A 17,634-nucleotide genomic window follows, 5' to 3' on the forward strand; every position below is an offset into this window, starting at 1 on the left:
ACACTTTTAGGCATACGTCTGCTTGTTGGAGGGTATGAATGATGTTTAAAAAGTTTCCTTTTTTTAAAAGTAAAAAGGTCACATCGTTTGATCATCTCATTGAAAAAGTGAAAAAAGGATATATCCCAGAACATATTGCTATTATTATGGATGGTAATGGAAGATGGGCAAAGAGAAGAGCCATGCCTCGCATTGCTGGTCATCATGAAGGTATGCAAGTTGTGAAGAAAATCACAAAATTTGCAAGTAAGCTTGATGTGAAAGTATTAACTCTTTATGCTTTTTCGACTGAGAACTGGAAAAGACCGAAAAAAGAAGTTGATTATTTGATGAAGCTTCCAGAAGAATTTTTAGGTGCATTTTTACCAGAGTTGATTGAAGAAAATGTACAAGTCCGAGTAATAGGGCAAAAAGATCGTCTTCCTACGCATACGCGCAGAGCGATGGAAAAAGCCATGGAAGATACGAAAGAGAATACGGGATTAATTCTTAATTTCGCGTTAAACTATGGAAGTCGAGATGAAATCGTTTCTGCTGTGCAACATATGATGAAAGATAGTGAGGAAGGAAAAATTCGTTCGGAAGAAATAAGTGAAGAAATGATTTCTTCTTACTTAATGACGAGTTCTTTACCTGATCCAGAGCTGTTAATCCGTACAAGCGGAGAGCTACGTATTAGTAATTTCATGTTATGGCAAATTGCTTATTCGGAATTTTGGTTTACAGATGTGTATTGGCCAGATTTTACCGAGGAACATTTGCTAAATGCGATTACAGACTTTCAACATAGAGGGCGCAGATTCGGAGGCGTGTAGAAAGAGAGGGTTTGGTAGTGAAACAGAGAATTATTACTGGAGTGATTGCTGCCGCGCTATTCATTCCCATCGTAATTTACGGTGGCGTGCCTTTTACAGTTTTAGTGTATGCACTTGCTTCTATAGGTTTATATGAATTAATTCGTATGAACAAGCTTACGCTTATTTCGGTACCAACAGTTTTAGCTGCAGTATTATTGTGGATTATTTTAATTCCGAGTAGTGCATCAGAACTGTTTACGTGGATTGGATTAGGTAAATTAGAAATCACATTTGTGATTGTTTTATTACTTTTATCATATACAGTCCTTTCGAAGAATACATTTACTTTTGACAATGCTTCATTTTTACTTATGGCAACGACATATGTTGGAATGGGATTCTTATATTTAAATGAAACGAGAATATTAGGAATCAAATATGTGTTCTGTGCACTATTTGTCATATGGGCAACTGATTCAGGTGCCTATTTCATAGGAAAAGCATTTGGAAAAAGAAAATTGTGGCCAGAAATTAGTCCGAATAAAACGATTGAAGGTTCATTAGGCGGTATTGTTTGTGGAATTGTTGTTGCACTTGTTTATAACATGTTCTTCCCAGTTGAAGCGAATGTAGGAATTTTAATCGTTCTGACGATTATCATTTCTATTTTTGGACAAATTGGTGATTTAGTGCAATCTGCCTTTAAACGCCATTATGGTGTAAAGGATTCCGGTACAATCTTACCTGGACATGGTGGTATTTTAGATCGAACAGATAGTTGGTTATTTGTGTTACCAATTCTATACTTCTTATTACAATACAATTAATAAATGAACGAGGGGGTTGGAGTCATGAAAAACATTAGTTTACTAGGTGCAAGCGGATCAATCGGTACACAAACATTAGATGTGTTACGCTCGCACCCAGACCAATTCCGTCTCGTTGCTTTTTCTGTAGGGAAAAATGTTGATTATGCAGTAAAGGTAATTCAAGAATTTTCTCCGCAAATTGTCTCTGTGCAAAGAGAGGAAGATGTTTTAAAATTACAAGCTGTTTCTGGTAATACAAAAGTAGTATATGGTAGCGAAGGCTTATTAGAAGTAGCGCTGCACCCAGATACAGAAATTGTAGTGAATGCTGTTGTAGGTAGCGTAGGGTTGTTACCGACACTCCGCGCAATTGAGGCGAAAAAAACAATTGGAATTGCAAATAAAGAAACGTTAGTAACTGCAGGGCATCTTGTAATGGAAGCAGCACGAAAACATAATGTATCGTTACTTCCAGTAGACAGTGAACATTCAGCTATTTTTCAATGCTTGAATGGTGAAAATGAAAAAAGAATCTCTCGCTTAATTATAACTGCTTCAGGCGGAAGTTTTCGTGATAAAACGAGAGATGAATTGCATCAAGTGACCGTAGAAGATGCACTTCGTCATCCAAACTGGTCAATGGGTTCGAAAATTACAATTGATTCTGCTACAATGATGAATAAGGGGCTAGAAGTAATTGAAGCACACTGGCTTTTTGGTATCCCTTATGAGCAAATCGATGTTGTTCTACATAAAGAAAGTATTATTCATTCTATGGTTGAATTTGAAGATCGTAGTGTAATGGCACAGCTTGGCTCACCTGATATGCGAGTACCGATTCAATACGCGCTTACATATCCTGATAGATTACCTCTTTCGGACACGAAACAGTTAAATTTATGGGAAATGGGAACATTGCATTTTGAGAAAATGAATCAAGAGCGTTTCCGTTGTCTACGTTTTGCGTATGAAGCTGGAAAGACAGGTGGAAGTATGCCGGCTGTAATGAATGCGGCAAATGAAGTAGCTGTTGAAGCTTTTTTACAAAAGAGAATTGGTTTCTTAACAGTGGAAGACCTCATTGAAAAAGCAATGCACCATCACACTGTCATTGCACGTCCGAGCTTAGAGGAAATTCAGGAAATTGACGCAGCCACAAGACGGTTTGTGATGGAACAAATTTAGCAAAGGTGGTTATGGAATTGAATACAGCGATTGCCTTTATATTAATTTTCGGTGCACTCGTATTTTTCCATGAGCTAGGGCATCTATATTTCGCAAAAAGAGCAGGTATTTTGTGCCGCGAGTTTGCGATTGGTTTTGGTCCGAAAATATTCTCATTTGAAAAGAATGAAACGGTGTATACGATTCGATTACTGCCCCTTGGTGGCTATGTAAGAATGGCTGGCGAGGATGCGGACACAGTTGAGTTAAAACCTGGAAAAAAGGTTGGGCTTGTATTAAATGAAAAAGAAGAAGTTGTGAAATTAGTTTTTGACGGACATGAAAAATATCCAAATGTTCGTGTCATTGAAGTCGAACAAGCTGATTTAGAGCATAATCTTACAATTTCGGGTTATGAAGAGTACGAGGAAGAGCTGCAAACATTCCGAGTGAATGAAAAAGCTCGTATCATTTCTGCGGGAGAAGAAATTCAAATCGCTCCGTACAATAGACAATTTGGCTCTAAAAAATTGGGCCAACGCGCTCTAACAATCTTTGCAGGTCCTGCAATGAACTTTATTCTAGCATTTGTTATTTTTGTGATTCTTGGATTTATACAAGGAGTTCCTGTTGATAAACCGATGGTCGGAAAAGTAATGGGGAATAGTGCTGCAGAACAAGCTGGATTAAAAGAAAACGATACAATTCAAGCAATCAATGGGAAGAACACTAGTACATGGAAAGATGTTGTAACGATTGTACGTGAAAACCCAAATAAAGAAATTACGTTACATGTAAAGCGTGATAGTGAGCAATTTAATGTGAAAGTAACACCAACGCTTGATAAAGAAGGAAAAGACGAAGTTGGTAGAATTGGTGTTTATTCTCCTGTAGAGAAAACAGTGATGGGTTCTATTAAATCAGGATTTGAACAAACATACGAATGGACGAAACTGATTTTTGATTCTCTTGTGAAATTAGTAACGGGTCAATTTTCTATTAATGAGTTGTCAGGTCCAGTAGGAATTTATAATCTAACAGATCAAGTTGTAGATTATGGATTTACGCGTGTACTAAGTTTAGCGGCAGTTTTAAGTATTAACCTTGGTTTATTTAATTTATTACCAGTCCCAGCTTTAGACGGTGGACGTTTGTTCTTCTTCTTAATTGAAGCGTTACGAGGAAAACCAATTGATCGTCAAAAAGAAGGAATGGTTCACTTTATTGGGTTTGCATTATTAATGTTGCTTATGTTAGTTGTAACATGGAATGACATCCGTAAGTTTTTCTTGTAAAATAAGAAGAAGTTGATAATGAAATAGAGCTCGTAGAATAAAATCCCTCACCTAACTCGAGGTGAGGGATTTTATTGCGTGTAAGAGTAAAATGAAGAGGTGCGAATAAATGAAACAAAGTATGGTATTCAGTCCTACATTACGTGAAGTTCCAGCAGATGCTGAAATTAAGAGTCATCAATTATTACTTCGCGCAGGGTTTATGCGTCAAAATGCTTCTGGTATTTATAGTTTTCTACCATTTGGTTTAAAAGTGTTACACAAAGTAGAACGTATTGTTCGTGAAGAAATGGAGCGCGCAGGGGCAGTAGAACTATTAATGCCAGCTATGCAAGCTTCTGAATTATGGCAAGAATCAGGCCGTTGGTATTCTTACGGATCAGAATTAATGCGTATGAAAGATCGTAATGCACGCGAGTTTGCGCTAGGGGCAACTCATGAGGAAGTAATTACAGATCTTGTACGTGATGAAATTAAATCATACAAAAAACTACCATTAACATTATATCAAATTCAAACAAAATTCCGTGATGAGCAAAGACCACGTTTCGGTTTATTACGCGGAAGAGAATTTTTAATGAAAGATGCGTATTCTTTCCATGCAACACAAGAAAGTTTGGATGAAGTATATAGCGGTTTATACAAAGCGTATTCTAATATCTTTGCTCGTTGTGGTTTGAATTTCCGTGCAGTTATCGCTGATTCTGGAGCAATGGGCGGAAAAGATACACACGAATTTATGGTGTTATCTGATGTAGGTGAAGATACAATTGCGTATTCTAATACATCTGATTATGCGGCAAATATTGAAATGGCTCCTGTTGTTGCTACGTATACGAAGAGTGATGAAGCCGAAAAAGCACTTGAAAAAGTAGCAACTCCAGATCAAAAAGCTATTGAAGAAGTATCCGCATTCTTAAATATTGCAGCGGAAAAATGCATTAAATCTATGGTGTTTAAAGTAGATGAGAAATTAGTAGTAGTACTTGTTCGTGGCGATCATGAAGTCAATGATGTAAAAGTGAAGAATGTATACGGAGCTTCAGTCGTTGAGCTTGCTTCACATGAAGACATAAAAGAGTTATTAAACTGTGAAGTGGGTTCTTTAGGACCGATTGGTGTTACGGGGGATATCGAAATTATCGCTGACCATGCTGTAGCATCAATTGTCAATGGATGTTCAGGAGCGAACGAAGAAGGATTCCATTATGTAAATGTAAATCCAGAACGTGACTTTAAAGTAAGTCAATATACAGATTTACGCTTCATCCAAGAAGGAGACCAATCTCCAGATGGAAATGGAACAATTCTTTTCGCACGTGGAATTGAAGTTGGTCATGTATTCAAATTAGGAACTCGTTATAGTGAAGCAATGAACGCAACGTTCCTAGATGAAAACGGAAAAACAAAACCACTTATTATGGGTTGTTACGGTATCGGTGTATCTCGTACAGTGGCAGCAATTGCAGAGCAGTTTAATGATGAGAATGGTTTAGTTTGGCCAAAAGCTGTTGCACCGTTCCATGTGCATGTAATTCCAGTAAATATGAAATCTGATGCACAACGTGAAATGGGTGGAAATATCTACAACTCATTACAAGAGCAAGGATACGAAGTATTACTAGATGATCGTGCAGAACGTGCAGGTGTTAAATTTGCAGATGCAGATTTATTCGGTCTTCCAGTTCGTGTTACAGTTGGTAAAAAAGCAGATGAAGGTATTGTAGAAGTGAAAGTACGTGCTACAGGCGAGTCTGAAGAAGTGAAAGTAGAAGAACTTCAAACATATATTGCTAATATTTTAAAATAAGAAGAGGTACCTCGTAATGAGGTACCTTCTCTTTCTTTGTAAACGTATTTTGTAAAAGAAGAAGGGAGAAATCTTTCTTTGTAGTACGTTTCAATTTATAATAGCAAATGGAAGGAGAGTGCTTATGTCATTAACAAATGAACAACAAGAGCGATTTCAAATTTTGCTCCAACAGTTGCAAATACCAGAAGACCTTATAAATCAATATTTACATGGCGGTGGAATTGAAAAGCTAGTTATTGATAAAGCGAATAAAAGTTGGCATTTTGACTTACAAGTGCCACGTATTTTGCCGACAGAATTATATGAGTTGCTAGAAACAAAGCTTAAGCAATCATTTTCTCATATTGCAAGAACAACATTTGCATTAGAAGCAGAGAATAAACAATTTACAGAAGAAGAAGTGAAGGCATATTGGCCGCTTTGTACAGAACGAATTACATTTTCACCTATGTTCGCGTACTTAAAGAAGCAACTTCCCCAGGTCAATGGCGTGAAGTTGCTAGTAAATGTGAATAATGAGCTGGAATCTACTACTTTAAAGAAAAACGTTGCGAAACCAGTAGGTGATCAATACGAAGCTTTTGGATTCCCACGTTTTCAGTTAGACACACATATAAAGCAAAATACAGAAGAAATGCAAAAGTTTCGTGAGCAAACACAGGAAGAAGATCGTCAACGAGTTATACAGGCTATGGAAGAGATGGCTAAAAAGCAAGCTGAAGAAAGTGATGTTGTTCATGAAGGACCAGTTGTGCTTGGTTACCTTATTAAGCCAGATGAAGAGATTACGCCGCTGCGTGAAATTCAAGATGAAGAAAGAAGAAAAACCGTTCAAGGGTATGTTTTCCATGTAGAGACGAAAGAACTTCGTAGTGGACGTACGTTATTAACTTTAAAGATAACTGACTATACGGACTCTATTATGATTAAGATGTTCTCACGTGATAAAGAAGATATCCCGATGTTACAATCCTTGAAAAAAGGAACGTGGGTAAAAGCGCGTGGTTCAGTTCAAAATGATACATTCGTGCGTGATTTAGTTATGATCGCAAATGATATAAATGAAATAACGGGACCTTCTCGTAAAGATAAAGCAAAAGAAGGGGAAAAAAGAGTAGAACTTCATCTTCATACTCCAATGAGTCAAATGGATGCTGTTACTTCTGTTTCTAAGCTCGTTGCCCAAGCAGGAAAATGGGGACATGAGGCTATTGCAGTTACAGACCATGCTGTTGCACAGTCATTCCCAGAAGCATATTCTGCTGGTAAAAAGGCTGGAGTTAAAGTTCTATATGGTGTAGAAGCAAATTTAGTTAATGATGGTGTGCCGATAGCGTATAACGAAGCACATCGTCTACTTGCAGAAGAAACATATGTTGTCTTTGACGTTGAGACAACAGGGTTATCTGCTGTATATGATACAGTTATTGAGTTAGCTGCTGTAAAGGTAAAAGGTGGCGAAATTATTGATCGCTTTGAATCTTTCGCAAATCCTCATCAACCATTATCGGCGACGATTATTGAATTAACAGGTATTACAGATGATATGTTAACTGATGCACCAGAAGTGGACGAAGTGTTTAAAAAGTTTGAGGAATGGATGGGTGACCATACACTTGTTGCTCATAACGCAAGCTTCGATATGGGCTTTATTAACGTAGGTTTTAAAAAGGCTGGGATAGAAAAAACGAAAAATCCAGTTCTTGATACGTTAGAACTTGCACGGTTCTTATTCCCGGAAATGAAAAATCATCGATTAAATACGATGTGTAAAAAGCTTGATATTGAATTAACGCAACATCACCGTGCGATTTATGATACAGAAGCAACGGGATATTTACTTGTGAAGATGTTAAAAGATGTAATTGAAAAGGGATTTGAATATCACGATCAACTAAACGATAGTATGGGACAAGGGGATGCATATAAACGTGGGCGTCCAAGTCATATGACATTACTTGCCACATCAGATGTTGGGCTGAAAAATTTATATAAACTTGTTTCATATTCTCACTTGAATTACTTTTATCGTGTACCACGTGTACCACGATCACTATTAAAAAAATATCGTGAAGGCATTATAGTAGGAACAGCTTGTGACAAAGGTGAAGTGTTTGAAGCTATGATGCAAAAAGCGCCTGAAGAAGTAGAAGAAATTGCGCAGTTCTACGATTATATTGAGGTCATGCCTCCAGAAGTGTTACGTCATTTAGTAGAACGTGAACTCGTTCGAGATGAAGGACAGTTAAAAACAATAATTTCTAACCTAGTAAAACTAGGTGAGACGTTAGATAAGCCAGTTGTTGCTACTGGGAATGTGCATTATTTAGATCCAGAGGACGCGATATATCGGAAAATTTTAGTCAGTTCGCAGGGCGGAGCTAATCCGTTAAATCGCCATTCATTACCGCCTGTACATTTCCGTACAACAAATGAAATGCTAGATTGTTTTTCATTCTTAGGTGAAGACAAAGCAAAAGAAATTGTTGTGACAAATACACACAAGATCGCATCATTAATTGGTGATGTTCATCCAGTAAAAGATGATTTATACACACCGAAAATTGAAGGTGCTGATGATGAAACACGTGATATGAGCTATATAATGGCAAGAAGTATCTATGGAGATGAACTACCGGAAATTGTAGAAGCTCGTTTGGAAAAAGAATTGAAAAGTATTATTGGACATGGATTCGCCGTTATTTATTTAATTTCACATAAGCTTGTGAAAAAATCGTTAGTAGACGGTTATCTAGTAGGTTCGCGTGGATCGGTAGGTTCATCATTTGTTGCAACGATGATGGAAATTACAGAAGTAAATCCATTACCACCACACTATGTATGTCCAAATTGTAAACAATCAGAGTTCTTTAATGACGGTTCTGTAGGTTCTGGTTTTGATTTACCAGATAAAGAATGCCCAACATGTAATGTTCCATATGTGAAAGATGGGCATGATATTCCTTTCGAAACGTTTCTGGGATTTAAAGGGGATAAGGTGCCGGATATCGATTTGAATTTCTCCGGAGAATACCAACCACGCGCCCATAACTATACGAAATTACTGTTCGGTGAAGATTATGTATACCGCGCAGGAACAATTGGTACGGTTGCGGAAAAAACTGCTTATGGGTATGTGAAAGGTTATGCTAATGATCATAACTTAACAATTCGAAATGCAGAGATTGATCGCTTAGTTGCGGGATGTACAGGTGTAAAGCGTACGACCGGACAGCATCCAGGTGGTATTATCGTTGTACCAGATTACATGGATATTTTTGACTTTTCACCAATTCAGTTTCCGGCTGATTCAATAGGTGCTGAGTGGAGAACAACGCACTTTGACTTCCACTCAATTCATGATAATTTATTGAAACTTGATATATTAGGACACGATGATCCGACTGTTATTCGTATGCTTCAAGATTTAAGTGGTATTGACCCGAAAACAATCCCAACGGATGATCCAGAAGTAATGAAAATTTTCTCTGGTCCAGAATCTTTAGGGGTAACGGAAGAACAAATTAACTGTAAAACAGGTACACTTGGTATACCAGAGTTTGGTACGAAATTCGTAAGACAAATGTTAGAAGAAACAAAACCAACGACGTTTTCAGAGCTTGTCCAAATTTCTGGACTGTCCCATGGTACAGATGTATGGTTAGGTAATGCGAATGAATTAATTTATAACGGTACGTGTACACTGAGTGAAGTTATTGGTTGTCGTGATGACATCATGGTATATTTAATTTATCAAGGCTTGGATCCATCATTAGCCTTCAAAATCATGGAGTCGGTGCGTAAAGGTAAAGGTGTACCAGCAGAATGGGAAGAGGAAATGAGAAATAACAATGTACCGGGTTGGTATATTGATTCATGTAAGAAGATTAAGTACATGTTCCCTAAAGCCCATGCGGCTGCTTACGTACTTATGGCTGTACGTATCGCATACTTTAAAGTACATTTTGCACTTTTATTCTATGCGGCATATTTTACAGTTCGTGCAGATGACTTTGATGTAGAGGCGATGGCGAAAGGTTCAGCATCCATACGTGTAAAAATTGATGAAATTGCACAAAAAGGATTGGATGCAGCACCGAAAGAGAAGAGTTTATTAACGGTACTAGAAATGACACTTGAAATGTGTGAGCGTGGTTATTCATTCCAAAAGGTTGATTTATACCGCTCGCATGCAACCGAATTTATAATTGATGGGGATACTTTAATTCCTCCATTTAATGCAGTTCCTGGTCTTGGTACAAACGCAGCTTTCAGTATTGTTGAAGCTCGTAAAAATGGTGATTTCTTATCAAAAGAAGACTTACAGCAGCGCAGTAAGGTTTCTAAAACAATTATTGAGTATTTAGATGGTCAAGGTTGTCTAGGAGATTTACCGGATCAAAACCAATTGTCACTGTTCTAATAGGTAGGAAAATTCTTTGCAAATCAACATTTGCTATGGTATACTATAAACCGAGATAACCATGTCATGTATATTTTGTGAAAAAGAGAGTGGGGAAACCCACTCTTTCGTGTTACTATCTACATTTTGTTTATGTAGATAGTAAAGATATTTCTGTCGTATATACATATTTTGTTACAAGTTTTACTTCTTTAATTTGGTAATACTAAGACAGATATTCCCTGCTTAACGGCAGGGGCTTTTGTTAGCTAACGAGAAAGAATAAGATAGACCGTCTTTATGAACGGGATCTTTTCTTGTAAATGGTACATGGCGGCAGGAAGGAGGCTGTTTATGGATAAGAAAGTCACAGAAGTTGTAGAAGCATTTGCGCAGCCAATCGTTGAAGAGTTAAATCTTGAACTTGTAGATGTAGAGTATGTGCAAGAAGGACAAGACTGGTTCTTACGCGTATTCATCGATTCTGAAAAGGGAGTCGACATTGAAGAATGCGGTGCGGTAAGTGAACGTTTAAGCGAAGCTTTAGATAAAGAGGATCCAATTCCTCATCTTTACTTTTTGGATGTATCATCTCCTGGAGCGGAACGCCCATTAAAGAAAGAGAAAGACTTCCAGCAAGCGGTAGGAAAACAAGTGGCAATTAAAACATATGAGCCGATTGATGGTGAGAAGATGTTTGAAGGAAAGCTACTTTCCTACGACGGTACTACAATTACACTACTATTAACAATTAAAACACGTAAAAAAGAAATCCAAATTCCAATGGATAAAGTTGCGAATGCGCGACTTGCTGTTACGTTTTAGTAAGAAGGGGGATCTTCATGAGCACTGAGTTGTTAGATGCTTTGCTCGTATTAGAGTCAGAAAAAGGTATTAGTAAAGATATTATTATTGATGCGATTGAAGCAGCATTAATCTCTGCTTATAAACGCAATTTCAACCAAGCACAAAACGTTCGTGTGAGCTTTAACCCAGAAGTGGGAACAATTCAAGTTTTAGCACGTAAGGACGTTGTGGATAATGTATTTGATCCACGTCTTGAAATCTCTGTAGAAGAGGCAAGACAAATTAATCCAAACTACCAAGATGGCGATGTACTAGAAATTGAAGTAACGCCAAAAGATTTTGGTCGTATTGCAGCGCAAACTGCAAAACAAGTTGTAACACAGCGAGTTCGTGAGGCGGAACGTGGTGTTATTTATTCAGAATTTAGTGATCGTGAAGAAGACATTATGGTTGGTATTGTACAGCGCCAAGATGCTCGTTTCATCTATGTAAGCTTAGGTAAAGTAGAAGCTTTATTACCTGTAAGTGAGCAAATGCCAAATGAGCAATATAAACCACATGATCGTATTCGCGTATTTATTACAAAAGTAGAAAAGACAACAAAAGGACCACAAATTTACGTATCACGTACACATCCTGGTCTGTTAAAACGTTTATTCGAAATGGAAGTTCCAGAAATTTATGATGGAACTGTAGAAATTCGCTCTATAGCACGTGAAGCAGGCGACCGTTCTAAAATTTCTGTATATGCAGAGAATATCGATGTTGATCCAGTAGGTTCTTGTGTAGGACCGAAAGGACAACGTGTACAACGCGTTGTAGATGAACTAAAAGGTGAAAAGATTGACATCGTTCGCTGGTCGAATGACCCAGTTGAATATGTTGCAAATGCTTTAAGTCCATCACAGGTTGTTAAAGTACTTGTAGATGAAGCAGAGAAAGCAACAACTGTTGTTGTTCCAGACCACCAGCTTTCATTAGCGATTGGTAAGCGTGGTCAAAATGCGCGTCTTGCAGCTAAATTAACAGGCTGGAAAATTGATATTAAAAGTGAGTCTGATGCGAAACAACTTGGTATTGTGACAGAAGAAGATAACGTAATCGCATTTGGATTCGATTCAGTTGAAGACGAAATCGAATAGAGGTGATGAGTATGAGCAATCGAAAAGTTCCGTTACGAAAATGTATTGCGACGCAAGAGATGAAATCAAAACGAGAGCTAGTTCGCATTGTTCGTTCCAAAGAGGGCGAAGTGTCTATTGATTTATCAGGAAAAAAATCAGGACGAGGTGCATATTTATCAAAAGATAAAGAAAGCATTATTCAAGCCCAAAAGAAAAATATTTTGGAACATCATCTAAAAGCGAAAATCGACAGTTCTCTGTACGAAGAGCTTCTTGAGCTTGTTGAGAAGGAGTCGAAATAAGTGTCTGATTGGAAATCATTTTTAGGACTAGCAAACCGCGCTCGAAAAATCATTTCGGGTGAAGAACTCGTTTTAAAAGAAGTACGAAGTGGCAAAGCAAAGCTAGTATTGCTTTCTGAAGATGCGTCAGCGAACACTACAAAACGTATCATTGATAAAACCACGTACTACAACATACCAATGAGAAAAGTCGAAAATCGACAACAATTAGGGCATGCGATTGGGAGAGACGAGCGAGTCGTTGTAGCTGTGTTAGATGAAGGCTTTGCGAAAAAGCTACGTAGCATGCTCGATACAAATTACCGGGGGTGAAGGTATGAGTAAAATTCGAGTACATGAATATGCAAAAAAAAATAATATCTCAAGTAAAGATCTTATGACAAAACTAAAAGAGATGAATATCGAGGTTTCGAATCATATGACAATGTTAGAAGATGAAGTAGTAAACAAATTAGATAATCAATATAGCGCTGGAGCGGAAAAACCTTCTGTTGCAGATGAGTTTGAAGTAGAAGAGAAAGTTGTTCGCAGTAAAAAGAACAGCAATAAGAATAAGAAAAAAGGCAAAGCAAATGAAGACAAACGTCAAGATAACTTTGCTGGAAGACAACAAACACCAATAGTAGAAACACCAGATAAAATCACTTTCTCTGGAAGCCTTACAGTAGGTGACCTTGCTAAAAAGTTAAGCAAAGAGCCATCTGAAATTATTAAAAAGCTCTTCATGCTAGGAATTATGGCGACAATTAACCAAGACTTAGATAAAGATACAATTGAGTTAATTGCAACTGATTATGGTATTGAAGTAGAAGAAGAAGTAGTTGTAAGTGAAACTGAATTTGAAACATTCATCGATGAGCAAGATGATGAAGAAAACTTAAAAGAACGTCCAGCTGTTGTTACAATTATGGGACACGTTGACCATGGTAAAACAACATTGCTTGACTCTATCCGTAATTCAAAAGTAACTGCTGGCGAAGCTGGTGGAATTACTCAGCATATCGGTGCATACCAAGTTGATGTAAATGATAAGAAAATTACGTTCTTAGATACACCAGGTCACGCGGCATTTACAACAATGCGTGCTCGTGGTGCACAAGTAACAGATATTACAATTCTTGTTGTTGCAGCTGATGACGGTGTTATGCCACAAACAGTTGAAGCGATTAGCCATGCGAAAGCAGCTGGAGTACCAATTATTGTTGCTGTGAATAAAATGGATAAACCAGCGGCAAATCCTGATCGTGTAATGCAAGAATTAACAGAATATGAATTAGTTCCAGAAGCTTGGGGCGGAGACACGATTTTCGTACCAATTTCTGCGATTCAAGGCGAGGGAATTGACAACTTACTAGAAATGATCCTTCTTGTGAGTGAAGTAGAAGAATATAAAGCAAATCCAAATCGCTATGCAGCTGGTACTGTAATTGAAGCACAGCTTGATAAAGGTAAAGGAACTATCGCGACATTACTTGTTCAAAATGGTACACTTCGAGTTGGAGATCCAATTGTTGTTGGAACATCATTCGGTCGTGTTCGTGCAATGGTAAGTGATATTGGTCGTCGTGTAAAAGTTGCTGGTCCATCAACTCCTGTTGAAATTACAGGTTTAAATGAAGTGCCACAAGCGGGAGATCGTTTCATGGCATTCGCTGATGAGAAGAAAGCTCGTCAAATCGGTGAATCACGTGCACAAGAAGCGTTAGTTGCACAACGTGGTGAGAAATCTAAATTCAGCCTGGAAGATTTATTCCAACAAATCCAAGAGGGCGATGTAAAAGAAATTAACTTAATTGTGAAAGCAGACGTACAAGGTTCTGTAGAAGCAATGGCAGCATCACTTCGTAAAATTGATGTTGAAGGCGTAAAAGTGAAAATTATCCATACAGGCGTAGGTGCGATTACAGAATCTGATGTTATTTTAGCTTCTGCATCTAATGCAATTGTAATTGGATTTAACGTACGCCCTGATGTGAATGCGAAGCGTACAGCTGAATTAGAGAAAGTTGATGTTCGTTTACACCGTATTATCTATAAAGTAATCGAAGAAATTGAATCAGCAATGCAAGGTATGCTGGATCCAGAATTCGAAGAAAAAGTAATCGGTCAAGCGGAAGTTCGTCAAACATTCAAAGTAACAAAAGTTGGAACAATCGCAGGTTGTTACGTAATAGACGGTAAAATTACACGTGATAGTGGCGTTCGTATTATCCGTGATGGCGTAGTAGTCTTCGAAGGAAAACTTGATACGTTAAAACGTTTCAAAGACGACGTAAAAGAAGTTGCACAAAACTATGAGTGTGGTATTACAATTGAGAGATATAATGATCTTAAAGAAGGGGACATCATTGAAGCATACGTTATGGAAGAAGTGAAGCGATGATTATCGCTTCACTCTCATTCGAGTGTATGATTTACGATGTGCATTCTTTAAAAGAGAAACGAGCAATTTTGCAACGTGTGTTAACTCGTGTGAAACAGCGCTATAATGTAGCTGTTTCTGAAGTTGGGCATCAAGATGTATGGCAACGTACAGAAATTGCAATTGTTTCCGTATCCTCAAATCGTGTTGTCTGTGAAAAAGAAATGAATCGTGTACTTGAGTATATCGATTCATTTCCTGAAATTGAACGTACGATAACACATTTGGAATGGTATTGAATGAGGTGAAGAGTTATGAAATTACGTGCGAACCGTGTGGGCGAGCAAATGAAAAAAGAATTAGGCGACATTATCAGTCGTAAAATTAAAGACCCACGTATTGGATTTGTTACAGTAACAGATGTACAAGTAAGTGGAGATTTACAAATTGCTAAAGTATATATTTCTGTTTTAGGTGACGAAGAACAGAAAGAAAATACATTAAAAGGTTTAGCGAAGGCAAAAGGCTTTATTCGTTCAGAAATTGGCCAACGTATTCGTCTTCGTAAAACACCGGAAATTTCCTTTGAGTTTGATGAGTCTATCGGATATGGTCATCGAATTGATACACTTTTACATCAAATTAATAAAGACGATAAACGTGAAGAATAATGGATAGACATTTGTCTATCCATTTTTTCCATGTAAAATAAGTTTTGCATAATTACAATTATTACAAAAAAACGATGAGGTGAATATATGGAAGGTGTAGTATTATTACATAAGCCAAAGGGAATGACATCACATGATTGTGTGTTCAAATTAAGAAAGATATTGCGTGAGAAACGAATTGGTCATACAGGGACACTGGATCCAGATGTAACAGGAGTATTACCTATTTGCGTTGGGCGTGCAACAAAAATTGCGCAATTTTTAACAAGTGAAACAAAGACATACGAAGGTGAAGTGACATTAGGGTTTTCAACAACAACAGAAGATGCTTCTGGTGAAGTTGTGGAGAAACAAGATGTAAATCGTGTCCTTACACGTAAAGAAGTAGAAGAGGTACTAGCGGAACTAACAGGGACAATTGAACAAATGCCACCGATGTTCTCAGCTGTAAAAGTTAACGGAAAAAAACTATACGAATATGCAAGGGCAGGACAAGAAGTTGAACGTCCAGTTCGTACAATTACAATTCATGAATTTGTATTACTTGATGAACGTGAAGTTTTTGAAGGAGAAAACATTTCATTTCGTTTCCGTGTAACGTGTAGTAAAGGAACATATGTAAGAACACTAGCAGTAATGATTGGTGAAAAACTTGGATTTCCATCACATATGTCTCACCTTGTAAGAACAGCATCTGGTGAATTTTTACTAGAAGATTGCATATCATTTGAAGAAATTGAAGAAAGCGTGCAAAATGGAACAGTAGAGTCTATTTTCATCTCAATCGATGAGGCGCTAAGTAAGTTTCCAAAAATGGTTGTAGATGAAAAGCAAGCTGAAAAAATAAAGAACGGTATGTTCTTAAAGAATGAATTAGAAACAACAGCACCATTTATTACAGTATTTGATAAAAATGATCGTTGCTTAGCAATTTATGAGCATCACCCAAAACACCCTGGCATGCTAAAGCCAATGAAAGTACTTGTGAATAATCAAGAACTAAAGCTATAATGAATTATTGGAAGGATTATTACAGAAAAAGGTGAATTCAAGCGTGAAACTTATTCATTTAACTCATCCACATGAACAAAATAAAATAGAATTACCACCTACTGTAATGGCATTAGGATATTTTGATGGCATTCATTTAGGACATCAACGTGTGATTCGAACAGCGAAAAAAATAGCGGATGAAAGAGGATGTAAAAGTGCTGTCATGACGTTCCATCCACACCCATCTGTTGTATTAGGGAAAAAAGAAGCGCATGTGGAGTATATTACACCGATGCGTCTTAAAGAAGAAATCATCGCAAGTTTAGGAATTGATATCTTATATGTGGTGAAATTCGATGAGCCATTTGCTGGATTATTGCCACAACAGTTTGTCGATGAGTATATTATCGGTTTAAATGTAAAGCATGTAGTAGCAGGCTTTGATTATTCATATGGACGTTTAGGAAAAGGGAAGATGGAGACTTTACCATTTCATGCAAGAGGGGAGTTTACACAAACCGTGATCGAAAAAGTTGAATATCAAGAAGAAAAAGTAAGTTCTACTTCATTACGAAAGTTAATTCGAAACGGTGAAATGGAACAAATTCCATCTATTTTAGGGAGAGCTTACACGGTAGAAGGAACAGTTGTACACGGTGATAAGCGTGGACGTCAAATTGGTTTTCCAACTGCAAATATAGGTTTAAGTGAGGAATATCTGTTGCCACCTGTAGGTGTATATGCGGTAAGGTTGAAGGTTCATGATGAATGGCATGATGGTGTATGTAATATCGGATATAAACCAACTTTCAAAGAGAATGAGCGTCAATTATCTATTGAAGTGCATCTATTTGAATTTAATAAAGACATATACGATCAAAGTGTTACAGTGGAGTGGCACATGCGTATAAGAGAAGAAAAAAAGTTTAATGGAATTGATGAGTTAGTTGCGCAAATCGCTCAAGATAAAAAGGTTGCCCAAGAATATTTTGCGAGCGTAAAGAATATACTTGCTTTTTCAAATGAAAAGTAGTATTCTATGTTATGTACTTTATGACAACCATTACTTGGCATTGCGACTCACCGATGCTTGCT

Annotated in this window: 15 protein-coding genes; all 15 read left to right on the forward strand. The window is 37.4% G+C overall.

Translation table 11 applies throughout. The annotated features are described in order from the left end of the window. Positions 1-38 precede the first annotated feature (38 nt). The 15 genes from uppS to ribF all read left to right on the forward strand — a co-directional run bounded on the left by uppS (position 39) and on the right by ribF (position 17,572). Positions 39-815 (forward strand): isoprenyl transferase, encoded by a 777-nt coding sequence (gene uppS, locus MKX77_RS05820; protein WP_002111371.1) that lies wholly within the window; start codon positions 39-41, stop codon positions 813-815. A 17-nt stretch (positions 816-832) separates the two neighbouring features. After that, the gene (cdsA, locus tag MKX77_RS05825; protein WP_002160739.1) at positions 833-1,624 is read left to right on the forward strand and encodes a phosphatidate cytidylyltransferase; all 792 of its coding nucleotides are present in this window, start codon (positions 833-835) and stop codon (positions 1,622-1,624) included. 24 nt (positions 1,625-1,648) lie between these two features. Continuing rightward, positions 1,649-2,791: a 1-deoxy-D-xylulose-5-phosphate reductoisomerase gene (gene dxr / locus MKX77_RS05830; protein ID WP_002014547.1), complete on the forward strand. Its 1,143-nt coding sequence runs from the start codon at positions 1,649-1,651 to the stop codon at positions 2,789-2,791. A gap of 17 nt (positions 2,792-2,808) precedes the next feature. Then, a complete protein-coding gene (rseP, locus tag MKX77_RS05835) occupies positions 2,809-4,065 on the forward strand; it encodes an RIP metalloprotease RseP (RefSeq protein WP_002146100.1) in 1,257 nt (418 codons plus the stop codon). Between the two features lie 109 nt (positions 4,066-4,174). After that, on the forward strand, positions 4,175-5,875 hold the full coding sequence (locus tag MKX77_RS05840; protein WP_002146101.1) for a proline--tRNA ligase: 1,701 nt from the start codon (positions 4,175-4,177) through the stop codon (positions 5,873-5,875). A 124-nt stretch (positions 5,876-5,999) separates the two neighbouring features. Further along, positions 6,000-10,301 carry a PolC-type DNA polymerase III gene (locus tag MKX77_RS05845; RefSeq protein WP_341306007.1) on the forward strand — a complete coding sequence of 1,434 codons (4,302 nt, stop codon included), beginning with the start codon at positions 6,000-6,002 and terminating at the stop codon, positions 10,299-10,301. Positions 10,302-10,634: 333 nt separating this feature from the next. Beyond that, on the forward strand, positions 10,635-11,105 hold the full coding sequence (rimP, locus tag MKX77_RS05850; RefSeq protein ID WP_000359098.1) for a ribosome maturation factor RimP: 471 nt from the start codon (positions 10,635-10,637) through the stop codon (positions 11,103-11,105). Between the two features lie 17 nt (positions 11,106-11,122). Continuing rightward, the gene (gene nusA / locus MKX77_RS05855; protein WP_215553955.1) at positions 11,123-12,229 is read left to right on the forward strand and encodes a transcription termination factor NusA; all 1,107 of its coding nucleotides are present in this window, start codon (positions 11,123-11,125) and stop codon (positions 12,227-12,229) included. An 11-nt stretch (positions 12,230-12,240) separates the two neighbouring features. Next, on the forward strand, positions 12,241-12,513 hold the full coding sequence (gene rnpM / locus MKX77_RS05860; protein WP_002088161.1) for an RNase P modulator RnpM: 273 nt from the start codon (positions 12,241-12,243) through the stop codon (positions 12,511-12,513). Continuing rightward, positions 12,514-12,825, forward strand: a complete 312-nt coding sequence (locus MKX77_RS05865; RefSeq protein ID WP_001286519.1) for a YlxQ family RNA-binding protein — start codon at positions 12,514-12,516, stop codon at positions 12,823-12,825. It begins immediately after the preceding gene. A 4-nt stretch (positions 12,826-12,829) separates the two neighbouring features. Further along, entirely contained in the window at positions 12,830-14,896 is a 2,067-nt protein-coding gene (gene infB / locus MKX77_RS05870; protein ID WP_215553954.1) for a translation initiation factor IF-2, read from the forward strand. Beyond that, positions 14,893-15,174 (forward strand): DUF503 domain-containing protein, encoded by a 282-nt coding sequence (locus tag MKX77_RS05875; RefSeq protein ID WP_002088157.1) that lies wholly within the window; start codon positions 14,893-14,895, stop codon positions 15,172-15,174. Before infB ends, MKX77_RS05875 begins: the two co-directional genes overlap by 4 nt. A 15-nt stretch (positions 15,175-15,189) precedes the next feature. Then, positions 15,190-15,546, forward strand: coding sequence for a 30S ribosome-binding factor RbfA (rbfA, locus tag MKX77_RS05880; protein WP_215553952.1), 357 nt, complete (start codon positions 15,190-15,192; stop codon positions 15,544-15,546). Positions 15,547-15,633: 87 nt separating this feature from the next. Beyond that, the gene (gene truB / locus MKX77_RS05885; RefSeq protein ID WP_215553951.1) at positions 15,634-16,557 is read left to right on the forward strand and encodes a tRNA pseudouridine(55) synthase TruB; all 924 of its coding nucleotides are present in this window, start codon (positions 15,634-15,636) and stop codon (positions 16,555-16,557) included. A gap of 43 nt (positions 16,558-16,600) precedes the next feature. Beyond that, complete coding sequence (gene ribF / locus MKX77_RS05890) at positions 16,601-17,572, forward strand: bifunctional riboflavin kinase/FAD synthetase (RefSeq protein WP_341306008.1); 972 nt, start codon at positions 16,601-16,603, stop codon at positions 17,570-17,572. Positions 17,573-17,634: the final 62 nt, after the last annotated feature.

Origin of the sequence: Bacillus sp. FSL R9-9410, assembly GCF_038050385.1 — a bacterium.
In the GTDB taxonomy this organism is placed as follows: domain Bacteria; phylum Bacillota; class Bacilli; order Bacillales; family Bacillaceae_G; genus Bacillus_A; species Bacillus_A cereus_U.

What these genes read in the sequence shown, in the direction of transcription:
- uppS (WP_002111371.1), top strand. Translation starts at nt 39, where the DNA reads ATGATGTTTAAAAAGTTTCCTTTTTTTAAAAGTAAAAAGGTCACATCG.
- dxr (WP_002014547.1), top strand. Translation starts at nt 1,649, where the DNA reads ATGAAAAACATTAGTTTACTAGGTGCAAGCGGATCAATCGGTACACAA.
- MKX77_RS05840 (WP_002146101.1), top strand. Translation starts at nt 4,175, where the DNA reads ATGAAACAAAGTATGGTATTCAGTCCTACATTACGTGAAGTTCCAGCA.
- MKX77_RS05845 (WP_341306007.1), top strand. Translation starts at nt 6,000, where the DNA reads ATGTCATTAACAAATGAACAACAAGAGCGATTTCAAATTTTGCTCCAA.
- rimP (WP_000359098.1), top strand. Translation starts at nt 10,635, where the DNA reads ATGGATAAGAAAGTCACAGAAGTTGTAGAAGCATTTGCGCAGCCAATC.
- nusA (WP_215553955.1), top strand. Translation starts at nt 11,123, where the DNA reads ATGAGCACTGAGTTGTTAGATGCTTTGCTCGTATTAGAGTCAGAAAAA.
- rnpM (WP_002088161.1), top strand. Translation starts at nt 12,241, where the DNA reads ATGAGCAATCGAAAAGTTCCGTTACGAAAATGTATTGCGACGCAAGAG.
- infB (WP_215553954.1), top strand. Translation starts at nt 12,830, where the DNA reads ATGAGTAAAATTCGAGTACATGAATATGCAAAAAAAAATAATATCTCA.
- MKX77_RS05875 (WP_002088157.1), top strand. Translation starts at nt 14,893, where the DNA reads ATGATTATCGCTTCACTCTCATTCGAGTGTATGATTTACGATGTGCAT.
- rbfA (WP_215553952.1), top strand. Translation starts at nt 15,190, where the DNA reads ATGAAATTACGTGCGAACCGTGTGGGCGAGCAAATGAAAAAAGAATTA.
- truB (WP_215553951.1), top strand. Translation starts at nt 15,634, where the DNA reads ATGGAAGGTGTAGTATTATTACATAAGCCAAAGGGAATGACATCACAT.